Consider the following 21,231-nt stretch of genomic DNA (forward strand, 5'->3'; position numbering starts at 1 on the left):
TGCATAGATAAAAAAAGAATAGAATCTGCTTTGATATTCCATTTAGTTATTAATTTATAAAAACACCTTCAAAAACAGATTAAAGGGCGATTATTGCCTTTTACAGTGCTTTAAATTAACAATTTTGTAACCTAACTAATGTAGGGTATATTCCTCATTCAAAATAAAAATAGGAACAACTATGTTACACGGGAAATATAAAAATAAACTACTTAGTACCGCATTGTTACTTGGCTCATTACCTGTAATGGCCAATGTAGCTAATGGCGGATTTGAACAATGGTCAGGTAATACACCTGATGCATGGACTACGATAGATAGCGGAATTGCTTTATCTCGCTCAACCAGTACAGTTAAAAGTGGTAGTAGCTCTGCTGCTGTCAATGTAACAACAGGATCGCAAAGTAACACTGATTTACTACAACAAGTTGCTGTAAAAGCAGGTAAAACCTATAACTTTTCGGCTGATGTTTACCACACCGAAGGTAAAATTAAAGCTCGCTTGTATGTAGATGGTTATCAAGGCTATTCAAATCAAGCACAAACTAACCAATGGCAAACAGTTAGCCATAGCTATACAGCAAGCAGTAATAAAACAATTAGTGTTGGCCTTAGGTTTTACGATGTAAGTGGATTTGATGGCAGCGAAACCGTATACGTAGATAACTTTTTACCAAACGCTGATGGCAGCGCATCAACAAGCTGTACTGACAATAGCCTCATCTTAACGCTTAGTACCGATAATTACGGTAGCGAAACTAGCTGGGCCGTTAATAACAATCAAGGTAGTGCTGTTGCTAACGGCAGTGGTTACGCATCAAACACTCAGTATGATGAGCAAATATGCCTAACTGATGGAACTTACACACTTGTTATTAACGACAGCTACGGCGATGGCATGTGTTGTTCAACAGGTAATGGCAGTTATGCACTTAAGCAAGGCTCTACCACATTTGCTAGCGGTGCAAGTTTTAATAATACAGACAGCACAGCATTTACTTTAGGTAGTGGCTCTGGTGATGGCGGCGGGACCAACCCAACACCCACTGGCTACTATGTTACTGCTCAAGGGTTATCGGGTTATGCACTAAAAACTGAGCTTTATAATATTATTAAAGATCATAATGCACAGGGTTACTCGGCTATTTGGAATTTTTACGACTCATCAGCACGTGATACATACTTTGAAAACGATAACAGCATTTTAGATATGTATAGCGAAAAACCAAACGGCTCAGATAGCTACAATTATGCTGCTGTGAGCGATCAATGTGGTAACTATAGTGGAGAAGGCGGCTGTTACAACCGTGAGCATTCATTCCCTAAAAGCTGGTTTGGCGGCACTATTGAGCCAATGAACTCAGATGTGCATCATATTTACGCAACCGACGGTTATGTAAACTCAAAACGTAGTAACTTCCCATTTGGTGAAGTAGCAAGCGCTTCATTTACATCAACTAACGGAAGTAAATTAGGTTCTGCCGCAAGTTCATTAAATTACTCAGGTACTGTATTTGAGCCAATTGACGAATTTAAAGGTGACTTTGCTCGCGCTTATTTTTACATGGCAACGCGCTACGAAAATATAATTGGTTCTTGGCAAACTAAAACAACTTCAAGTAATGCGGTACTTAATGGCTCAAGCAATAAAGTATTTGAAAGCTGGGTTGTAGCAATGCTGCTTAACTGGCATAACAGTGACCCTGTGAGTCAAATGGAATTAGACCGTAACCAAGCCGCATTTGAGTTTCAAGGTAATCGTAATCCGTATATCGACCACCCTGAATTTGTAGAAATGATTTGGTAAAAAATTGATAAATACAGGCCTCAGTATTTATTGAGGCCTTAACTAGTTTTGCAAAAACAAGCTATATACTCCTAATTAATAGCCTACCCACTATATAAAAAGGAAGAGTAAATACTTAATAATTGACAAATAACTGTCTACAAAGTTACATACTAATAACTTAGCTATACTTGGGTAAATGCTAGTACCGAACCATGAACTAAATATTAGCTTTGTAAAGAAACAACATAAAGCTAATAAAAATTTCAGTAGATTATTAATACTTAGGCTCCAATGAGAATTCTCTTGTTTAGTTTTTTGCTTACTCTGCTGGGTATTAATTGTGATGATAGTGCAGTCAATATAAGTATTATTCTTGTTGTTTTCCATTATCTGGTTCCTTATTTTGTTATAAGCACAACTAAACCCACATTAAGGTTAAACTTAATGTGTATTATTTATTTTAGTTTGAAGGTAGCTGTGCTTGTAGGTGGTTAGCTCAAAATCGAATGGGTTTATCTGCGTTACTTTTAGTATGCACCTCCTTTGTTAATAAAGTTATATGGAATCTATTGATTAAGATAAAACTATCTGTTTATAGTTACTATTATATAGATTAAACTCACTCGTTGCAAATAACACACAAACATGCAAACTGTCAACTTTAAATTGATATTAAAATCAATTGCTTGAATTAAATTTAATGTACCAGCTATAGAGGCGCACTTTATCGTGGAATAAATTTTATATCTACCGGATCAAAACTTTATCCCATAGAGCTATATATCACTCAACCTGAACCAATCCTATAAAAGCTGCTTTTACAACCACTAAGACTAAAGGATAATAACCTTGCATTAACACTATTCCCCGCTATAAACAGTGATCAAACTCCTTAAAATAAAAAACAAGCCATTGATTTATAGTAACTTTAAATTATTTTGTATAGTTTTATAATTTTTAACGTAAAGCAGTTTTTTAAATTAACTGTATTAAAAACAACCATGCACGACCTTTTGCCTATACATCCCAGCCTAAAAGCTGATTTACCCTGCATGTTCAATATTCATTTGCTTTAACAAAAGCCGTATTTATTTGACTAAGCAACAATGTTGCAGGAGAACGCATGCAAACTACACCGCCCGGTGATGTACCATCAAACACGCACAAGGATGCTCAAAGCTACGAGCAGCTTCATAAACCGAGCTCAGAGTTTAATACTCGCGACGAGTATCTCGAACATGAATTACAAATTATGCAGCCTAAACGTTGGCGCCCTAATTTACCGTTTAGAGATTACCGATTTGAATTTGAAGACACCATTCCAGCAATGGCCGGTACTATTGGTAAAGTGGTTATGGTGGGTGCTATTGCAGCAACTTTCGCGGCACCTCTTGGTTTAGGCGATGCGTTTGTTTTAGAAAATGTGCGTTACGAATTACTCATTGTTTCTATTTTTATCATTTTGTTTTCAGGCTTTATTTTACCAACAGCCAACTTAGCCGGCACTCACGGCCCACTTATTCCATTAATTCCTATTGTAGTTGCAGCTGGCGGCCATCCTATGGCGTTTGGCTTACTCATTGGTGCCTTTGGTTTTATTTTAGCCATAACCAAGGGAGGAAGTATGCTCGCGCGCCTAACCAGTAAAGGAGTGTGTGGCGGACTACTTATTTATTTGGGCTTTATTGGCACTATTTCGCAAGTTAAAAAGCTGTTTGCTTGGGCTGAAGCCATTGATATGGCACACATTGCATTTATTGTTATTTTAGCCACCATTTTATTGTATGCACTTTTAGAGCACTTTAAAAAGCGCTGGTTAGCGGTGCCATTGAGCTGCCTTATTGGTGGTGTGGTTGCCTTTGCTTTAGGTGCACCGTTTGAGTTTCATACTGCACCGGGTTTACCAAATATGAACCCAGCATACTGGTGGGGCGAAAACACAGGTTGGATGCTTGGCCTACCAACGCTTGAAAGCTTTGTTGTTGTACTCCCATTTGCAGTGCTCGCCGTTGCTATGTGGTCACCTGATTTTTTAGGCCATCAAGTATTTCAAAAAATAAGCTATCCACAACGCACCGAAAAAGTGCAAATGAATATCGACGACACCATGCTAAGTGCATCGGTTAGACAAACGTTTGGCTCACTTGCCGGTGGTGCTAACTTTGCCTCGTCTTGGGGTACTTATATTGTGCCTGCCGCTATTGCTAAGCGCCCTATTCCTGCTGGCGCTATTTTAACTGCATTATTTTGTATTATTGCTGGTTTATGGGGTTACCCTATGGATTTAGCAATTTGGCAGCCTGTGCTTTGTGTTGCGCTTATTGTGGGCGTGTTTATCCCGCTACTTGAGGCTGGCATGGAAATGACACGCGAAGGTAAAACAACGCAATCAGCCGCTATTGTGGTATTTGCTTCAACCTTGGTTAATCCGGCTTTTGGTTGGTCGCTTACTATGTTACTTGATAACTTAGGGCTAATTGGTTGTAAAGAGCGCAGCGCAGAATTAACTAAAATGAGCCGCTGGGTGATTCCACTTATTATGTTTGTGTTACTTACCACCGTAATGGCAATTGTAGGCATGTTACCTGGCATACCGGCGTTAATGGCTGACTTTAGGCATTAACCTTTAGCTACCACATCTAATATTTACCCATAAAAAAGCACGGCAATTGCCGTGCTTTTTAATACGTGATTCTTAATTACAGGTTAAGAAATTACTGCCAAGAACGCTCAGTCGCTAGTTGTTTTTCAAACGCATCAATTTGTGGGTTTAGCGTTTCGGTTACACCGATAAAATCTAAGCCACTTAATAAGCGCTCTTTTACTTCTTTACTAATATCAAAGTTAATTGGCGCAAATTTACTGCTTGTTAGTGTTTGATTTTCAAGATCGATTTCAATGTTTATATCGTCATGCTGTTCGCTAAGTACAAACAACTGCTCAAGCGTATCGGCAGGTAACGCTATGGCTAACATTTGGTTGTTACCACAGTTATTAAAGAAAATATCTGCAAAGCTTTCAGCTAAAATCACTTCAAAACCGTATTGCTTAAGTGCCCATGGTGCATGCTCACGAGATGAGCCACAGCCAAAGTTATCGCGCGTTAATAATATTTGCGCGCCTTGGTAACACGGGCGATTTAAAATAAAGTCAGGGTTTGGCTCGTCGTTATCTAGGTAACGCCAATCATAAAACAATGCTGCATCAAAACCTTCGCGGCTAGTTGATGTTAAAAACTGCTTAGGAATAATTTGGTCAGTATCTACATTGTTTTTATCAAGTGGGGCCATTAAGCCACTAAAAAATACGCTCATTAGGCTTCTCCTCTAATATCAACAAAGTGACCATGTATTGCAGCGGCTGCAGCCATTGCGGGGCTAACTAAATGGGTACGCCCACCACGACCTTGGCGACCTTCAAAGTTACGGTTGGAAGTAGATGCACAACGCTTGCCTGCTCCTAGGCGGTCATCGTTCATCGCTAAACACATAGAACAACCCGGTTCGCGCCATTCAAAGCCAGCGGCTTTAAAAATATCAGCTAAGCCTTCGTCTTCGGCTTGTTTTTTAACTAAGCCAGAGCCCGGTACAATTAACGCTTCAATGCCGGCTACCACATGTTTGCCTTCAACAATTTTTGCAGCTGCGCGTAAATCTTCAATGCGGCTATTTGTACATGAGCCAATAAATACCGTGTCTACTTTTGCGCTTGATAATTTATCGCCCGCTTTTAAGTCCATGTATTTAAGTGCGCTGCGAATAGCATCGGCTTTAATTAAATCTGGTTCTTGGTCTGGATCGGGTATGCACTCATCAACACCAATTACTTGCTCTGGGCTTGTGCCCCAGGTAATTTGTGGCTGAATGTCGTCGGCATTTAGCTCAACAACTAAATCAAAGTGTGCGCCTTCATCCGTTTTTAATGTTTCCCAATATTTAACGGCTGCATCAAAATCTGCGCCTTTTGGTGCAAACGGACGACCTTTTAAGTAATCATAAGTAATTTGGTCAGATGCAATTAAACCCGCTTTTGCACCCATTTCTATGCTCATATTACATAGCGTCATACGGGCTTCCATTGAAAGCGCTTCAATGCCTTCACCACAAAACTCTGCTACATAACCTGTGCCACCAGCGGTACCTAACTTGCCAATTACCGCCATAATTAAATCTTTAGCCGTAACCGTTGGACGCAATACACCGTTAATTTGAATTTTTAACGATTTCGCCTTTTTTTGCTGTAGCGTTTGCGTTGCTAATACGTGCTCAACCTCAGACGTACCAATACCATGCGCTAATGCGCCAAACGCACCATGCGTAGAGGTATGGCTATCGCCACATACAATGGTTGTGCCAGGCAAAGTAATACCTTGCTCTGGGCCCATTACGTGCACAATACCTTGATTAATTGAGTTTAAATCGTAAAGCACAATACCAAACTCTTTACAGTTTTTATCAAGCGCCATTAATTGGTTTTTAGATACTTCGCTTGCCGCATCGAGCGAGCGGCTTTTAGTCGATACGTTGTGATCCATCGTTGCAAAGGTTTTTTCTGGGCAACGTACAGTACGGTTTTTTTCACGTAGACCTGCAAAGGCCTGCGGAGAAGTAACTTCATGCACTAAATGGCGGTCAATATAAAGTAAGTCGGTTTGCTCGTTTATGCTGGCAACGGTATGTGATTGCCAAATTTTTTCGTATAACGTTTGGGCCACTTGCTAATTCCCTAATCTGTTTGAGTTGCAGCATAACGGTGCTGCAACTTTAATATGTTATTAAATGCGTGAAACGATGGCTGCTGCCACATCGCTTGTGCTGTAACCTGCATTTGGATATATATCTGGTGTGCCAACGCCTGCTTCTACGGCTTCTGCTACTGCTTTTTCAATGGTGCGTGCAGCTTCGTCTTGCCCTAGCGAGTAACGTAGCATTAATGCGGCACTTAAAATTTGTGCTATTGGGTTTGCAACGCCTTTACCTGCAATATCTGGTGCTGAACCGCCTGCTGGCTCGTACAATCCAAAACCCGATTGATTCAAGCTTGCCGATGGTAATAAGCCCATTGAGCCTGTGATCATGGCGCACTCATCTGACAAAATATCGCCAAATAAGTTATCGCAAAGTAATACATCAAATTGGCTAGGCTGCTTAACTAACTGCATAGCGGCGTTATCTACGTAAATGTAATCTAAGCTTACTTCTGGGTAGTCTTTGCTTACTTCGGTTACTACTTCGCGCCATAATACGCTTGATGCAAGTACGTTTGCTTTATCAACCGAGGTAACATGGTTACTACGTAGTTTTGCAGCTTCAAAAGCAAAGCGTGCAATACGTTCAATTTCTTTTCGTGAGTATGTTTGCGTATCAAATGCAAACTCTTCTGCGCCTTCACCACTGCGGCCTTTTTCACCAAAGTAAATGCCACCGGTTAGCTCGCGCACACATAGAATATCAAAACCTTTTTCGCTGATATCAGCGCGAAGTGGCGACGCTGCACTTAATGCAGGTAATAACTGTGCAGGGCGTAAATTACAAAACAAACCAAAGTGCTTACGAAGCGGCAATAACGATGCGCGCTCAGGCTGCTCGTTTGGTGGTAAGTTTTCCCATTTAGGACCGCCTACCGAACCAAATAAAATAGCGTCTGAGTTTTCACACGCAGTAAGTGTACTCTCTGGTAATGCTTTACCAAATTCGTCAATGGCTGCGCCGCCAATTGCATAATGCTCGCGGTTTAGGGTAAAACCAAACTTATTGCTCACAGCATCAAGTACTTGCTCTGCTGCTGCCATTACTTCTGGACCAATACCGTCGCCAGCTAATACCGCAACGCTGTAGTTTGTTTTACTCATCCTGCTTTCCTTTGTTGTTTTAAATCAGACACTTTTTGTGCACGATAAATTAAGTTATAAACACGGATCATGGCGCGTACCGACGCTTCAACCACATCCGCTGCAATGCCCGCACCGTGGTAAGGTCGGCCATCGTATTTAGCTATAATATTTACTTGGCCTAATGAGCTTGCACCTTGGCCTGTCGCTTCTAAGTTATATTCAATCATTTCAACGCTCATACCGGTTAAGCGCTCAATAGCTGCAAACGAAGCTTCAACTGGGCCATTACCTGTCGCGGCTTCTTGTTTAGCTTCGCCATCAATGCGCATTCCAATGGTAGAGCTTGCTACCGATTGCGAGTTAGAGGCTGAGTTAACAAATTCTAATTGGTATTTTTCGTCTTTGTCGTTAATTTGATTAAAGTAAATCATCGCCTCAAGGTCGTAATCGTATACTGTGCCTTTTTGGTCAGCCAACTCGATAAAGCTTTTATATAAGCCATCCATATCGTAATCAGATTTTTGATAGCCTAATTCTTCTAGGCGATGCTCAATAACATGGCGACCCGAACGCGAAGTCATATTTAATTGGTTACTTGGCACACCAACGCTTTCTGGCGACATAATCTCATAAGTATTTTGCGCTTTTAATACACCGTCTTGGTGAATGCCTGAGCTGTGTGCAAAGGCGTTTTCGCCAACAATCGCTTTATTTGGTTGTACTGGCATATTACAAATTTTAGCCACTTGACGAGAGGCGCGATAAATTTCTTCACTTTTAATATCTGTGTATACTTTTAAGTGGTCGTGGCGCATTTTCATGATCATCGCCACTTCTTCAAGCGAGCAGTTACCAGCACGCTCACCAATGCCATTAATAGTGCACTCAATTTGGCGTGCGCCTGCTTGCACTGCCGCCACTGAGTTTGCTACGGCCAAGCCTAAATCGTTATGACAATGCACACTTAAACGCGCTTTATCAATATTTGGCACGTTATTCATTAAATGGCGGATCATAGCGGCGTATTCGTCTGGCGTTACAAAACCAACGGTGTCTGGCAAGTTAATAGTTGAAGCGCCGGCATTAATTGCCTGCTCAACAATTTTACATAAATCCCAATGCGGCGTACGACCGGCATCTTCACACGAAAACTCAACATCATCAGTATAGTTACGTGCCAATTTAATTGATTTAACAGCCATTGCTGTTGCATCGTCTAAGCTCATACGTAATTTATGTTCAAGGTGCAAAGGGCTAGTTGCAATAAAAGTATGAATACGGCTTTGTTGTGCTGTGCGAAGTGCTTCGCCACAGGCTTCAATGTCTTTAGCAACTGAGCGCGCTAAACCACAAATAATCGGGCCTTTTACTTCGGTTGCAATACGTTGCACCGAGCGAAAATCAGCAGGGCTCGAAACCGGAAAACCCACTTCCATCACATCCACATTCAAGCGGCTAATTGTATGTGCTAATTGAATTTTATCATCTTCAGTAAGGCTTGCTTTAAGTGCCTGTTCGCCATCACGTAAGGTGGTATCAAAAATCCATACTTTATCTTGCTCTTGCATAACTGCCCCTCATTCCTATGTTACCCAAATTTCAATTAATCCCAGCCGCGAGATAAAAAAAACCCCGCAATTGCGGGGTTTTTAGTGTTCAACTCGATGCAAACACACTAATCCCCGCTTACTTGCCATAGCAGTAAGAGGTTAAGTTTTAGTGTAATTAAACGAATAATATGCATCTTGTTTTCTTGTGTGTGTGTTCAGTGAAGCCTATTTTTAACATTACAAAGCGACGGAAGCAAGCATAAAAATTCCACAAAACACCTTTAAAACACAACCATAAAGAAAATAAAAACCAATAAACCTCAAATAACAAGATTAAAAATACCAAACACGCTTCTTGTCACCATAATCAAATCGGCTTTAAAGTGATCCCCGATTAGATAAGTTTTATTATTTTTATCTGGGCTTATAAAGTAATCCCATGTTTAATAATTAAAAAGCCCATCTTAATGAGCTTTATTTACTTTTAGCCAAAAATTAGTTGTATAAGTCAGCTACAAAGCAATTTACAACAATATCGAGCTATCAGCCTTGCTAATAAAATTAGCAACTTATTTTAATCACTTTTAAAAGCACTCAGAGGCCTAACTTTAGTATTTTTGGCATCTTCAACAAACCACTGCTTCACCTCTTCTTCCGTTAACCCTTTTTGCAATAGTCGCTGATATGTATTCTTTTGTGATGGAGTTGCCTGCTCACCATTTAATTTAGCGGCGAGCTCTTTTAAATCTGCCTCGGGTAGCGTTTTACTCCAAGGTAAATATTCCCTTGTTGGATTAGGTAACGGTAATTTTAGCTGCAAACCATTATTACTTGTTTTATCTGTAATTGAGCCAATATCATTAAAGTTAAAACCAGAATTGCCAGCAGAGTTAAAGTTAGCAACACCCAACTCCATTGTATATTGCCTGTCTTCTTTGTCAGTAAACATATCACTAAATTGGCTTGTAAATATGTCTCCAAAAGGCCTTAAACCTTTAATAGAAACTCGCTTTGGCGATTCATAATCTAAGCTGAAATTAGCGGCAAAAACAAAAACCTGTTCTTCACCGGCAAATGCTTTAGCATCTTGCCAATTGAGAAGCGCCCTACCTTGCATGCCTTTTTCGTTATTTGAGCCCGCTTTATTGAGTAAATCTACAAATTCTCGGTACTCCCTAAATTTAGCACCGGTTGAATCATTAAATTGATAGTTATCATCTTCCCATCTATTTAACACTTGGTTATAACCTTTACTTGCATTACGGGTCGCTTTGCCTAAATAATAAAGTTTTGACTTGTAAGTAGGCCCCTCATCATTAATGCCTATTGTTTGCTGAAGTTTTAATTCGCATGGCACGCTGCGCCAATTTAAACCAATTAGTTTTTTTGTATAGTTTTCTGACTCTAACTCAGTGCAGGTCGCGATCACCATTAGGTCAACCTGGGTACTCCAGTCAAATTCATCAAAAATGATGTCATCACCATGCTGACGTACTTTAAAGCCTAAATTTTGTGCTACGCTAAATTCACTACTAAATAAACGTATAGCTGTCCCTTGCCTTTCCATCTTGCTCGTCATTAAGTAAGGTTTGCCTTCACCACCAAAGCGCACCAAAATTCGAATGCTTTTATTTCCTGCAAACAGCTCAGGACGAACAAAACTAGAACTTTTACTCGTTAAAAAATCTTTTATTAGTAATGACTCTTCATTACCACCATCGCGATCTGTGTTTAAATCCACATGATAATCAGTAGCTATATATTTGTTTTTTACACCTAAGCCATTGATTAGATTTAAATAACCTGAATCAAACATCATTTCATCGCTATTGTCTTTACGCTCCCCCATTAATGGCAATACAACCTTACTGCTACTACCTACTTGTGCACTAATGTAATAACGCATGTCTACAAAGTTATTACATTGGTAATACTCATAAGCGGTATCGTACATAAATGGTAAAAAATTATTGTCGTGCACCATAGGCTTAGTACCTAAATACGTTTTTGGCCCTAACTGAAAAAATGGTGTAAATACACAACCAAACTTTCCTGCAAAGTGCTTTTCGCTCTCTAATAGCTCAGACTCAACAAGCGGCCTTACGAGCTCTTTATAAGCAAGTTCGTTATTTACGCCATCACAGCGCGTTACTTTAAACGTAATAGGTGCAATACCGGTCATCGTGTCGTTAAACACAACCAACACACGAATGGGTGTAAAAGGGGATAGTCGCCTTGTTTTATTCGATACAATAGGCAACCACTCCTTGGAGGCTTGGTCTTGATAATATATGGCACTGTGATGATAACTTGCCTCACCATATTCAGAAAATACCGGCTCAAAGGTGTTTGCAAAGCTTTCGAGGTATTTACTGCCTTCTTTTTCTTGCGTAGAAAATGTGTGAATGGGGAAGTAATTTTGAAATTCAGCCGTAATATAATTATGCTCACGCGCGAGAGTTGGCACCGTCATCATATAAAAGCCATACGGATTAAATTGCGATTGCAAATAAAGCGTGTTTTCAGGATCTGTAACTACGGCTTTACGTGCCGCTTTATCTAGCAAGCTGTAGTTGTCACTAAAGCCGTAAAGTGCTTTTTTATCACCGCTTTTTTTTTGCTTTTGATTGGTAATGCTATCAATTAAAAACACCCAAAAGGTATCCATCCTAATTGATGCACCAGGTAAATTAGGCAGTGCCCAGCTATCACCTAATAAAAAGTTTTCTATGTATTCTTTTACTTTATAGCGCTCTAAGTTTGAATAATACTGGCTTTTATCACCTTCACGCTGAGCCCTTAGTAGTAATCCCATAAGGCCCGATATTGCCTCTGAACGTAGTCTAAACTGGGCAGCCCATTGTGTGCTTTGCTGCGCTTTTCCGTCTTTATTATATTCACTTAATAGCTCATGCATCATACCTTGATTAGCTGCACACTCTTGGCCTAGGCGTTTATCTCGCTGAATTTCTGCATAATAATGTTTACAGGCGTTATCGAGGAGTACTTCATCCATTAAATTCGCAGCTGACGTGGCGATAGCGCCGCCCGCTTTTATAACAGCTACTGCCGCAGCAATGGGAGCTGTTGCCGGAATAAATGCCATAACACCCAAAGCAATGTTAATCATTTGCCACGCCATAGCGTCGCCTGTTTCATCTACTTTTATATCATTGGCTACGGTTAAATTACGAAAACGCTCTAAACTGTCCATACCTTCACGAGATGGGCAAACATTTATTTGGCTAATAGCATATGCGGCAATGTGTACACGGCGGTTTTGTGCTCGGCTTGCCTCATCTTTATTATTTATAAGTGGTTGAGCATAACCCAGCCCTAGTACTTCAATACGCGCCTCATCAATGCCTGCTTGGGTCACTAAAATGTGCTTAACAGCCTCTGCTCGTCGCTCAGATAATGCTATATTATAATCGTAATTACCTATATCGCAGGTGTGGCCTGCCACGGTCACTTTAAGGCTCTCATTTTGCTTAAGCGCTTTTATAACAGCCTCGCTTTGCTGCAAAATGGTATTGCGGTAATCATCGGTTACTTGCTCGCTATTAAGCGAAAACGTCCCTTCAATTACTACATCTTTTACAATTTCTTTAGCACTTAAATGCTCAAAGTAATCCTGGGCAACGGTTTTATAATGCTGTTTAGCTTGCGCTAGATTAGGGATGTTTGTACCAATTTGTTGTACTGTCGTTTGCCCAAGAGCAGCAATGTTAGTAGCTAAGTCAGCTATATTGAGCGCATTGCCTGTTGCATCCATTGCCGATTTAGGAATGCCAATACGTCCAGCTATACTGCTATTATACTGTGCCATTTGTTCTGGTGTAGAAGTAGGTAAGCGCCAAAGGTTTTTTGCGAGTGCATCTTTCCAGTTATCAGTTGTTAAAGCTGCGCGAGCTTCACGTAGTTTTTTCCAAGCATCCTGCCCATCTTGCATAGCAAACACGGCATCTAGCGTTGCTTGAATGGTTTTATCTTCTGTTTCATTTAAATGAGTATGTATTGCTTTAGCAATTTTACTCCCTAAAACAAACTTACCATTAGTGGTAAAATTACCGTTACTGGCGCTAGCGGTTATATCGGTATTTATTAATCCTGCGGCTAATTGTGCGCGACCTTTTGCTACAGACCAGCCATGGCAAAAACTCTCAAAGCCACTGGCTATTTTTATAGGTTCATCACTAACTTTGGCGCGACCAATTTCTTTACCGTTTTCATCTTTAACACTAATATTTTTAGGATCATACGTGGCATGCTCGGTTTTTAAATCTTTTGCATAACTTATTAAGTGGCTATAAAAGCGAGGAAATTGTTTTATTATTGCCTCTTCAACCGAAAGCGGGTCGCAGTTAATTACATCAAACTCACCCGCTTCATTTTTTATATCAAAACGCACCATTTCGGCTAATTCATAGTAATAATAAGTACCATCAAATTGAATAGATTTATTGCACCAGCGCTTAGTCTGCTCTTCAAATAACTCTGTATTTAACCTTACTTTAGTGCGGTACAACCCTTTAGGTAACTTCTTGTCAGTACCTGATATAACAGCTAACTTTGTTTCAGGATCGAAAGTAGCAAATATGTCCTCCCCCACTGGTGGTGACAAAACAATATTTTCATCTGGAGAATAGAGAGGTATATTTGGGTTAATGCTTAAGACTATTGCCCGTGTTTTAGCCAACACATACGCTTGAATACTTTTAACATTTTTTTGAGTAATTTCTTTTGCGTACCACTTATTGTACGTGTCGTCTTCGCTATTTTCTGCAGGCTGTTTTAAATTTGTAACAGGGACTGTTTGTAACTCTAATAACGGCGTATTTGAGCTACTGTAATTTTTTAAATTATCAACAAACTCTTGAGCCCATCCATTAGGGTTATTATTGGCAATAAGCCCAATAGACTCCATTGGCGGAATAATAATAGGTCGTTCATTAATGGCAGTGTATGAATGAAATGGCTGCCGGACATCTAATGAACCACTGTTTATCGTGGATAAAATACCGGCCTTATTTGTTTTTAATACAATAGGCTTTTTTGCATCATATGTGGCTAGCTTTGGCTGCTCAGCCACCACGATTCGATTTGCTACCGGGGTTAACTTACCCACCGGTTTGTTGTTTTCAACATAACCAGTTAGTAAATAAACCAATGGGCTTGCAGATCCTTTGCTCATTTCATGCATTTTATTTTCCTTCTGCTGCTAAATTTGTAACAGCTATTGGACCTAATGTATCCAGACCCCAAATTCTCTTTTCTTTTACTAGCGCCTCAGCTTGCTCACCGGTCACTATATTTTTTGTTCTTATTATACGCCTTGAAGGATATAAGCCGTTTTCACCACGCTCTTTTGAAAACGTTGTTACATACTGCAATTGGTAATCTTCCTCTGGAGAAAAAATAACGCCATTACCTTCCCCTATTTCTGAATGTTTTATTTCAGGGTTAGCAATATTAACCCAATGAAAATGTGCTTTTGGCCTTAAATGAGTCATAAACGCTAAATATTTACCATCCGGTGAAATACGGTGGTTTTTCATCTCCCACGCTTTCGGAAAACCAAAATTAACTTTGCGTACTATTTCACCATTAAACTTATGTATCCAAAAGCCATCGTGCTTTATGGCTAAAAATTCTTTATCTCCCGGGAGTAAAAAAGCAGCGCCGCTGTGGTGAATTTGAGGTCGAGGGGTTAGATCCCCTGTTGGTACATGGTAATTAAAGTTTTTGCCATCTGAGTAAAAAATGACGTTTTCACTGTCTGAGGTCCAGTTAAACCACGGGTAACCACCCCCGCCAGACATGGTAATGAGTTTTTTTTCTTTGGTGTCGTATAACTGGCGAGTCGCTCGGTCATTTATATAACCCGAAATAGCTATATAACGGTTATCTGGTGAGCGTGCTGGTGGATGCAATCCCGCAGGCTCCATTTGAGTAAATATTTTCTCAGGAATAATACGGCGCCTATCTGAGCCATCAAGGCGTGATGACCACAGCGTGCGTACTTCGCTGTATTTGTATTTATTCCAGAACATTAACCGCGGGGTTGAAAATGTATCGGCATCGCCATACACCTCTTCACGTATGTCTAGTGGCCACTCTGGATGGTTTTTATGCTCTTTAGCCCATGGGTATTTAGCAACATCAACCTCTACTTGTGGTGAACTTTGCGATGAGGGCTCTGAGCAACCGCTTAGCAATAAGCTAAAACAAACGCTGAGGGCGCAAAGCATTCTGTGATTTTTTAAAAACGTCATTAAAACTATCCTTTTACTACATGCACTTATTTACGAGGTAATATAAATAAGCGCACTCATTAAAACTTGTGTTATTGAGTCAAAGTGCTCGTACTTACTCTTCTACTATTTCTGCCATTAAAACGGTTTCTGGCGTTTGCTTGTAAAGCTTACTGAATGGGACATTGTCGAAAATATAATAAGCTGGTTGACCATCATTTGGGTCTTGCATTAAATCAAAGTTGCCACTTTGAGGGATATTAGTAAATTTTATTTTTACCCACGTGGAATCAAGCCTTACACTGGCTATAGATTGTACTTGTTGCCAGCTATGTTGTTTATTTATAAGTATAAGCTGCTCTTTGTCATACTTTGGCGTATTTGGATCAACCTGATACATAAATACAAAAGCAGGCTTAACCATAGTTAACGGGTTTATGTTATTTACTACCATTGCCATACTGTGCGGGGTACTCATACTAACTCCCAAATACTTGTTGTAGTTTTGCTTTGGTTTTAGGGCCTGGTATGCCGTCTATGTCGAGATCGTGCTCGTACTGAAATTCTTTTACACCAATGCGAGTTTTTTTACCCATAACACCATCAACCGTACCACAATCAAACCCAAGCATATTGCACCGGCCTTGCACACCCGAAAGCGTGTCGATTGGATCTAAATTGCCTATTTGTACCGCAAAGCTTTTAGTTGGTGTGGTATCGCCTTCATTTAGGTATAAATCGACGGTGCCAGTAAGGGCATCGTTATTATTAAGTTCTACTTCGATAAGCCCATCACTTTGCAAGACGATATCTATTGTTTGGCTACCAATGTTGAGTACTACCCGTTTACCGGCTACGTTATCGCCGTCGTCGTACGATACTTGCAGGCGAAAATACTCTTTTTCGTTTTGTACAACAAAGCTATTAATGCTGTTGGTGCGCAGCGGTATAAACTTTTCTTTTTTTGGCGGAATAGTAATTTTATCGCCCGGGTAAATTAAGTTTGGGTCTGGGCGTAAGGCTTTAAACTCTGCGTTGCTTGGGTGGTTGTAAAGCGCTTTAGATGTTTGGTAGCCGTATTGCTTTGCTATGCGCAATAGCGTTTCACCTTGAGCTACAGTGTGTTGTTGGGTCATTGTGTATCCTTAAACTTTGCCTACAGACCAATCTTCGCTATCGAGTTCAAAAAAGCTTACTTTAGCGTTTTCAAAGTCGGGGCCTGATACGTTGGCATAACCGTTTTGGTCAAGTTGCCCGGTAATAATGTGGCCGTTGCGTAGGCGTATTTTGTAGCCCATGTTGGCTTGTGGCTCGCCGGTTTCGCCGAGTAGTTCTATTTCGTAGGCTAAAGTGGGTTGTTCAACAATAAATGTGGTGATGTCGGTTGCGCCACTGGCCGTTACCGTAACATTATAAACCCCCGGTTTTACTTCAGCGTAGTGCTGCCAAAACGAGACTTCGTCTGGGCGCTTTTTTTCTAGTTGTAGCGTTATTTGCCCACTAGTTGGCCCTTGCCACTGAATAACTACACTGCGGCTGTTACTGCATGAGCCTTCTATATTGAGTTTCCAACCATTGGGTACTGTTAAGCTTGTGCCTGCTTTAGCAGGTTTTCGCTCGCTATAACCTAGGTTGTAATCGTAAATTAAATTGGCATTTTTATAGCCGGTATATTGCTGGGCGAGTTGCTCTACGGTTTCGGCGGCGCTAAGTACGTGGGTTGTAAAATTTTGCCTAACAGTGTGCGATGCTTTTAATAGCATTGTGCTGTTTAGCTCTGGCTTATAAATACGTACAGCGGGCGCATGCTGTTGTATAGGTTGCGCTGCTTTTTTAGGTTTTTGATTATAACTTTGCTGATTTATAAATTGCGGACTATTTTGCGCAGCTGATTGGCTGTTTATAAATGCAGAAGTGCTTGGCGTCATTACTGTGTTATTTATAAAAGTATTATTTTGCAACGCTGTTTGCGATGATGTAATTGAACCATTATTAACCGCGCCCGAGTACTTTGTTGGTGCTTGAGTTTGTTTTGGGTAAACAGCTAGGCGTGTACTAGCTTGCTTAAACAGAGAATATGGTACCTTTTTCCACTCTTTGTCTTTAGCCCAATATTGGCACCGAGTGTCGTCGCGTAATCGCGCAGCTTGGTGTTTATCTAGCGCACCAAACAGGTTGTCTTGCAGTTGCCTTTGCAACACTTTAGGAAGTTTGCAAAGCTGAGCACGACTTAAATAAGAGAATGTAACCACAGGCTCTGAATTTTCAGGCTCATTATGTGGTTGCTCAAATAGTGGGGGGTAATTTAAGTTCACCGGATCCTTGGTGAGCATTTGCATCCTCGCTTTCTCTTAATAAGAGACTTATTTATTATTTAGTTACGGCTAAAAGGTATGCCGTTATTATAGTGCGTTAATATAAAGAAATAGGCACAAAAAATCTACAATGAATTTTTAAATTTGCTAACTTTGTTCAGTGTTTTCTCTTACGTAATGCCCGGCTCCACGAGTAATATAACGCAGCTGCCAAATAACGCGCTCAATCAATTCGTCGCGTTGCAATCCTTCTATATCGAGCGCCTCTGCACCCGCATTAAATACGAGCGTTACCATAGATTCCGCCTGAATATAGGCATGCATAGCGTTGCACTTAGTTTCGCTTTCTAGATAGTGAGCCAACTCTAAAATAAAATGTTTTACCTCGCGGGCTACAGCGGCTCTAAATGCTTTAGAAGTCCCAGAGCGTTCACGTAGTAATAACCTAAATTGATTGCTTGAGTTATCAATAAATTCCATAAACGTAACAACCGAGGTATTTATAACACTGCCGCCATCGTTTGCTATTCGTCTACGTGCTTGGCGCATAAGTTGGCGAAGGGTTAAACCTGCTTCGTCTACCATGGTTAAACCGAGTTCATCCATGTCTTTAAAATGACGATAAAAAGAAGTCGGGGCAATACCGGCTTCTCGTGCTACTTCGCGTAAACTTAAATTCGAAAAACTATGATCAGCACTCAGCTGATTAAATGCCGCTTGAATTAACGCCTGTCGTGTTTTTTGTTTCTGTTGCGCTCTAACACCCGACATCAACAGCTCCCTGAATTATTTTATATGAATATTTAGTGATATTAGCTCAATTGTACAGTCTAATACTTGACGACGAGAGTTTGAAATACTATTTTAGCTTACAGTTGTACGCTGAGATTGAGAATTATGAATAAACCACCGATTATTTGGACAAACGTCCTATTTTTTAGCCTAACCTTTTTGGCGGCTGCCACACTTGTACCTTGGTACGCCATTAGCTACGGATTTACCAGCGCGCATTGGATTGCTTTTGTTGGCTGCATGTTTTATGCAGGCTTATCAATTACTGCCGGTTACCACCGATTATGGGCACATAAAACCTATAACGCACACCCTGCGGTTGAATTTATTTTTGCGCTTGGCGGTGCTTTTGCACTACAAAACAGTGCTTTGCACTGGAGTAGCGATCACCGTATACACCACGGCCAAGTTGACGACCCAATAAAAGACCCTTACGCAGCTACTAATGGCTTTTGGTACAGCCATATTGGCTGGATGTTACGTGACTACCAAGGCGATAGCTATAACGACTATAGTAATTGTCGTGATTTACAACGTAATAAAGTGGTTATGTGGCAACACAAGCACTACTTAAAACTTGCTATTGCTATGAACGTAGGTTTGCCACTCGCACTTGGCTTAATAGTAGGCGATGTATGGGGTATGTTAATTCTTGCAGGTTTACTACGCTTAGTACTAAGCCAACACTTTACCTTTTTTATTAATTCGGTTGCACATATTTGGGGTTCTCGCCCATACACCGAAAAAAATACAGCACGCGATAACGGCTTTTTAGCATTATTTACTTATGGCGAGGGTTACCATAACTTCCATCATATTTTTGCAAGCGACTATCGTAACGGTATTAAATGGTTTCATTACGATCCAACAAAATGGATGATTCGCTCTTTAGCAGCTGTTGGTTTAGCTAATAAATTAAAGCGTACGCCAGTTGAACGCATCGAAAAAGCAAAGGCCGAAACGCTAATGAGCAAAACGCAAACGCGTCTTGCAAAATTGCCTTTAGCACAAGATAAGATTACATTATTACAACAAGAGTACGATTTACTGCTGAAAAAACTGCAAAATTATTGTTCACTACAAAAACAAGTGTTAGAAGTTAAAAAAAATAACATGGCAAAGCAGTGTGAACGCTCAGCATTAATGGCACAATACCATGAGTTGGAAGCCGCCTGGGAAAATCAAAAACAGGCATGGCTAGCACTTAATGCGAGGTTATTAAAAGCCTCTTTTAATTAATTTAGGAGTGGCTGTGGCCAAACAACCAGAACAAAAAAAAGTACCCGTGACATACCAATATGATGCAATAATTATTGGCACGGGTCCTGGCGGTGAAGGTACCGCCATGAACCTTTCAAAAAATGACAAAAAAGTAGCGGTTATTGAACGCCAAGAAGCCGTTGGTGGTGGTTGTGTTCATTGGGGAACAATTCCTTCAAAAGCGCTTCGCCACTCTGTTAGCCGTTATATTGAATACAAAGCAAACCCGTTATTTAATATTGGCGAGCGCCCTAGTCGCTTAACATTTCCTGATATTTTACGTCATGCCAGTTCTGTTATTTCTAAACAATCTAATTTACGTAGCAGCTTTTACGATCGCAACCGCATTCATATGTTTCAAGGTGATGCGAGCTTTGTAGATAAGCACACAATTGAAGTAAAAAGAAATGATGGTTCAACCGAGCGACTGACCGCTAAAACGATTGTTATAGCAACGGGCTCACGCCCTTATCGCCCACCAGAAGTCGATTTTACGCATTCTCGTATTTATGAGAGCGACACTATTTTAGGTCTTAAACACGATCCTCATCGCGTACTTATATACGGCGCTGGTGTAATTGGTTGTGAGTACGCTTCTATATTTAAAGGTTTAGGCGCTAAAGTTGATTTAGTTAATACACGCGACCGACTACTTGCTTTTATGGATGCTGAAATATCTGATGCGCTTAGTTATCACTTTTGGAATAGCGGTATTGTTATTCGTCATAATGAAGAGTTTGACCGAATAGAGACGCGTGACGACTGCGTTATTATGCATTTAAAATCAGGCAAACGCGTAAAAGCTGACTGTATTTTATTTGCTAATGGCCGTACTGGTAACACTGATACGCTAAACCTTGAAGCCATTGGTTTAAAAGCCGACAGCCGTGGTCAGCTAAAAGTGAACGAAACATACCAAACAGAAATTGATAACGTTTATGCTGTTGGTGATGTAATTGGCTACCCAAGCCTTGCAAGTGCTGCGTTTGACCAAGGTCGTATAGCTGCTGACGCCATTGCGTGTGGTAACTGTGATGACCGCCTGATTATCGATATTCCGGCTGGTATTTATACCATTCCAGAAATGAGCTCAGTAGGTAAAACAGAGCAAGAACTTACAGCCGCTAAAGTACCGTATGAAGTTGGCCGTGCACAGTTTAAGCATTTGGCTCGCGCGCAAATTGCTGGTACTGAAGTAGGTAGTTTAAAAATATTATTCCATACTGAAACCAAAGAAGTACTTGGCGTACATTGTTTTGGCGAGCGTGCCTCTGAAATTGTTCACATTGGCCAAGCCATTATGGAGCAAAAAAATGGTGGCAATAATATCGACTACTTTGTAAATACCACATTTAACTACCCAACCATGGCTGAAGCCTACCGTGTTGCGGCATTAAATGGTTTAAATCGCTTATTTAAATAAGTAGTTTTAAAAGCC

The 21,231-nt window shown here is 40.5% G+C and carries 14 protein-coding genes; 4 read left to right on the forward strand and 10 right to left on the reverse strand.

Annotated elements, in window-relative coordinates; translation table 11 throughout:
* The first annotated feature begins 181 nt into the window (after positions 1-181).
* Together I6F50_RS12445 and I6F50_RS12450 are read left to right on the forward strand one after the other, a co-directional pair.
* Positions 182-1,807, forward strand: coding sequence for an endonuclease (locus tag I6F50_RS12445; RefSeq protein WP_197141308.1), 1,626 nt, complete (start codon positions 182-184; stop codon positions 1,805-1,807).
* A gap of 1,105 nt (positions 1,808-2,912) precedes the next feature.
* Positions 2,913-4,412: a DUF3360 family protein gene (locus tag I6F50_RS12450; protein WP_197141310.1), complete on the forward strand. Its 1,500-nt coding sequence runs from the start codon at positions 2,913-2,915 to the stop codon at positions 4,410-4,412.
* 91 nt (positions 4,413-4,503) lie between these two features.
* On the opposite strand, the gene leuD is transcribed toward I6F50_RS12450, so the two are convergent.
* The 10 genes from leuD to fabR all read right to left on the reverse strand — a co-directional run bounded on the left by leuD (position 4,504) and on the right by fabR (position 18,512).
* The gene (leuD, locus tag I6F50_RS12455) at positions 4,504-5,103 is read right to left on the reverse strand and encodes a 3-isopropylmalate dehydratase small subunit (RefSeq protein ID WP_197141312.1); all 600 of its coding nucleotides are present in this window, start codon (positions 5,101-5,103) and stop codon (positions 4,504-4,506) included.
* A complete protein-coding gene (gene leuC, locus I6F50_RS12460) occupies positions 5,103-6,503 on the reverse strand; it encodes a 3-isopropylmalate dehydratase large subunit (RefSeq protein WP_197141313.1) in 1,401 nt (466 codons plus the stop codon). Before leuC ends, leuD begins: the two co-directional genes overlap by 1 nt.
* 60 nt (positions 6,504-6,563) lie before the next feature.
* Positions 6,564-7,640 carry a 3-isopropylmalate dehydrogenase gene (gene leuB / locus I6F50_RS12465; RefSeq protein WP_007582207.1) on the reverse strand — a complete coding sequence of 359 codons (1,077 nt, stop codon included), beginning with the start codon at positions 7,638-7,640 and terminating at the stop codon, positions 6,564-6,566.
* The gene (leuA, locus tag I6F50_RS12470; protein WP_008171909.1) at positions 7,637-9,190 is read right to left on the reverse strand and encodes a 2-isopropylmalate synthase; all 1,554 of its coding nucleotides are present in this window, start codon (positions 9,188-9,190) and stop codon (positions 7,637-7,639) included. The genes leuB and leuA overlap by 4 nt, the downstream gene beginning before the upstream one ends.
* A 556-nt stretch (positions 9,191-9,746) precedes the next feature.
* Complete coding sequence (locus tag I6F50_RS12475; RefSeq protein ID WP_197176389.1) at positions 9,747-14,375, reverse strand: OmpA family protein; 4,629 nt, start codon at positions 14,373-14,375, stop codon at positions 9,747-9,749.
* A 1-nt stretch (position 14,376) separates the two neighbouring features.
* The gene (locus tag I6F50_RS12480) at positions 14,377-15,447 is read right to left on the reverse strand and encodes a hypothetical protein (RefSeq protein WP_197141317.1); all 1,071 of its coding nucleotides are present in this window, start codon (positions 15,445-15,447) and stop codon (positions 14,377-14,379) included.
* A gap of 94 nt (positions 15,448-15,541) precedes the next feature.
* Complete coding sequence (locus I6F50_RS12485; RefSeq protein WP_197141319.1) at positions 15,542-15,904, reverse strand: hypothetical protein; 363 nt, start codon at positions 15,902-15,904, stop codon at positions 15,542-15,544.
* Between the two features lies 1 nt (position 15,905).
* Entirely contained in the window at positions 15,906-16,562 is a 657-nt protein-coding gene (locus tag I6F50_RS12490) for a peptidoglycan-binding protein (RefSeq protein ID WP_197176397.1), read from the reverse strand.
* A 9-nt stretch (positions 16,563-16,571) separates the two neighbouring features.
* Positions 16,572-17,759, reverse strand: a complete 1,188-nt coding sequence (locus I6F50_RS12495; RefSeq protein ID WP_231613015.1) for a hypothetical protein — start codon at positions 17,757-17,759, stop codon at positions 16,572-16,574.
* A gap of 129 nt (positions 17,760-17,888) precedes the next feature.
* A complete protein-coding gene (gene fabR / locus I6F50_RS12500; RefSeq protein ID WP_007582233.1) occupies positions 17,889-18,512 on the reverse strand; it encodes an HTH-type transcriptional repressor FabR in 624 nt (207 codons plus the stop codon).
* A gap of 126 nt (positions 18,513-18,638) precedes the next feature.
* Here fabR and I6F50_RS12505 point away from each other — a divergent pair, with 126 nt between their 5' ends.
* Positions 18,639-19,772, forward strand: a complete 1,134-nt coding sequence (locus tag I6F50_RS12505; RefSeq protein ID WP_197176401.1) for a fatty acid desaturase — start codon at positions 18,639-18,641, stop codon at positions 19,770-19,772.
* Positions 19,773-19,785: 13 nt separating this feature from the next.
* Positions 19,786-21,216 carry a Si-specific NAD(P)(+) transhydrogenase gene (gene sthA / locus I6F50_RS12510; RefSeq protein WP_197176402.1) on the forward strand — a complete coding sequence of 477 codons (1,431 nt, stop codon included), beginning with the start codon at positions 19,786-19,788 and terminating at the stop codon, positions 21,214-21,216.
* The last annotated feature ends 15 nt before the right edge of the window (positions 21,217-21,231 follow it).

This window comes from Pseudoalteromonas sp. NZS127_1, from assembly GCF_015864295.1.
Lineage (GTDB): Bacteria > Pseudomonadota > Gammaproteobacteria > Enterobacterales > Alteromonadaceae > Pseudoalteromonas > Pseudoalteromonas arctica.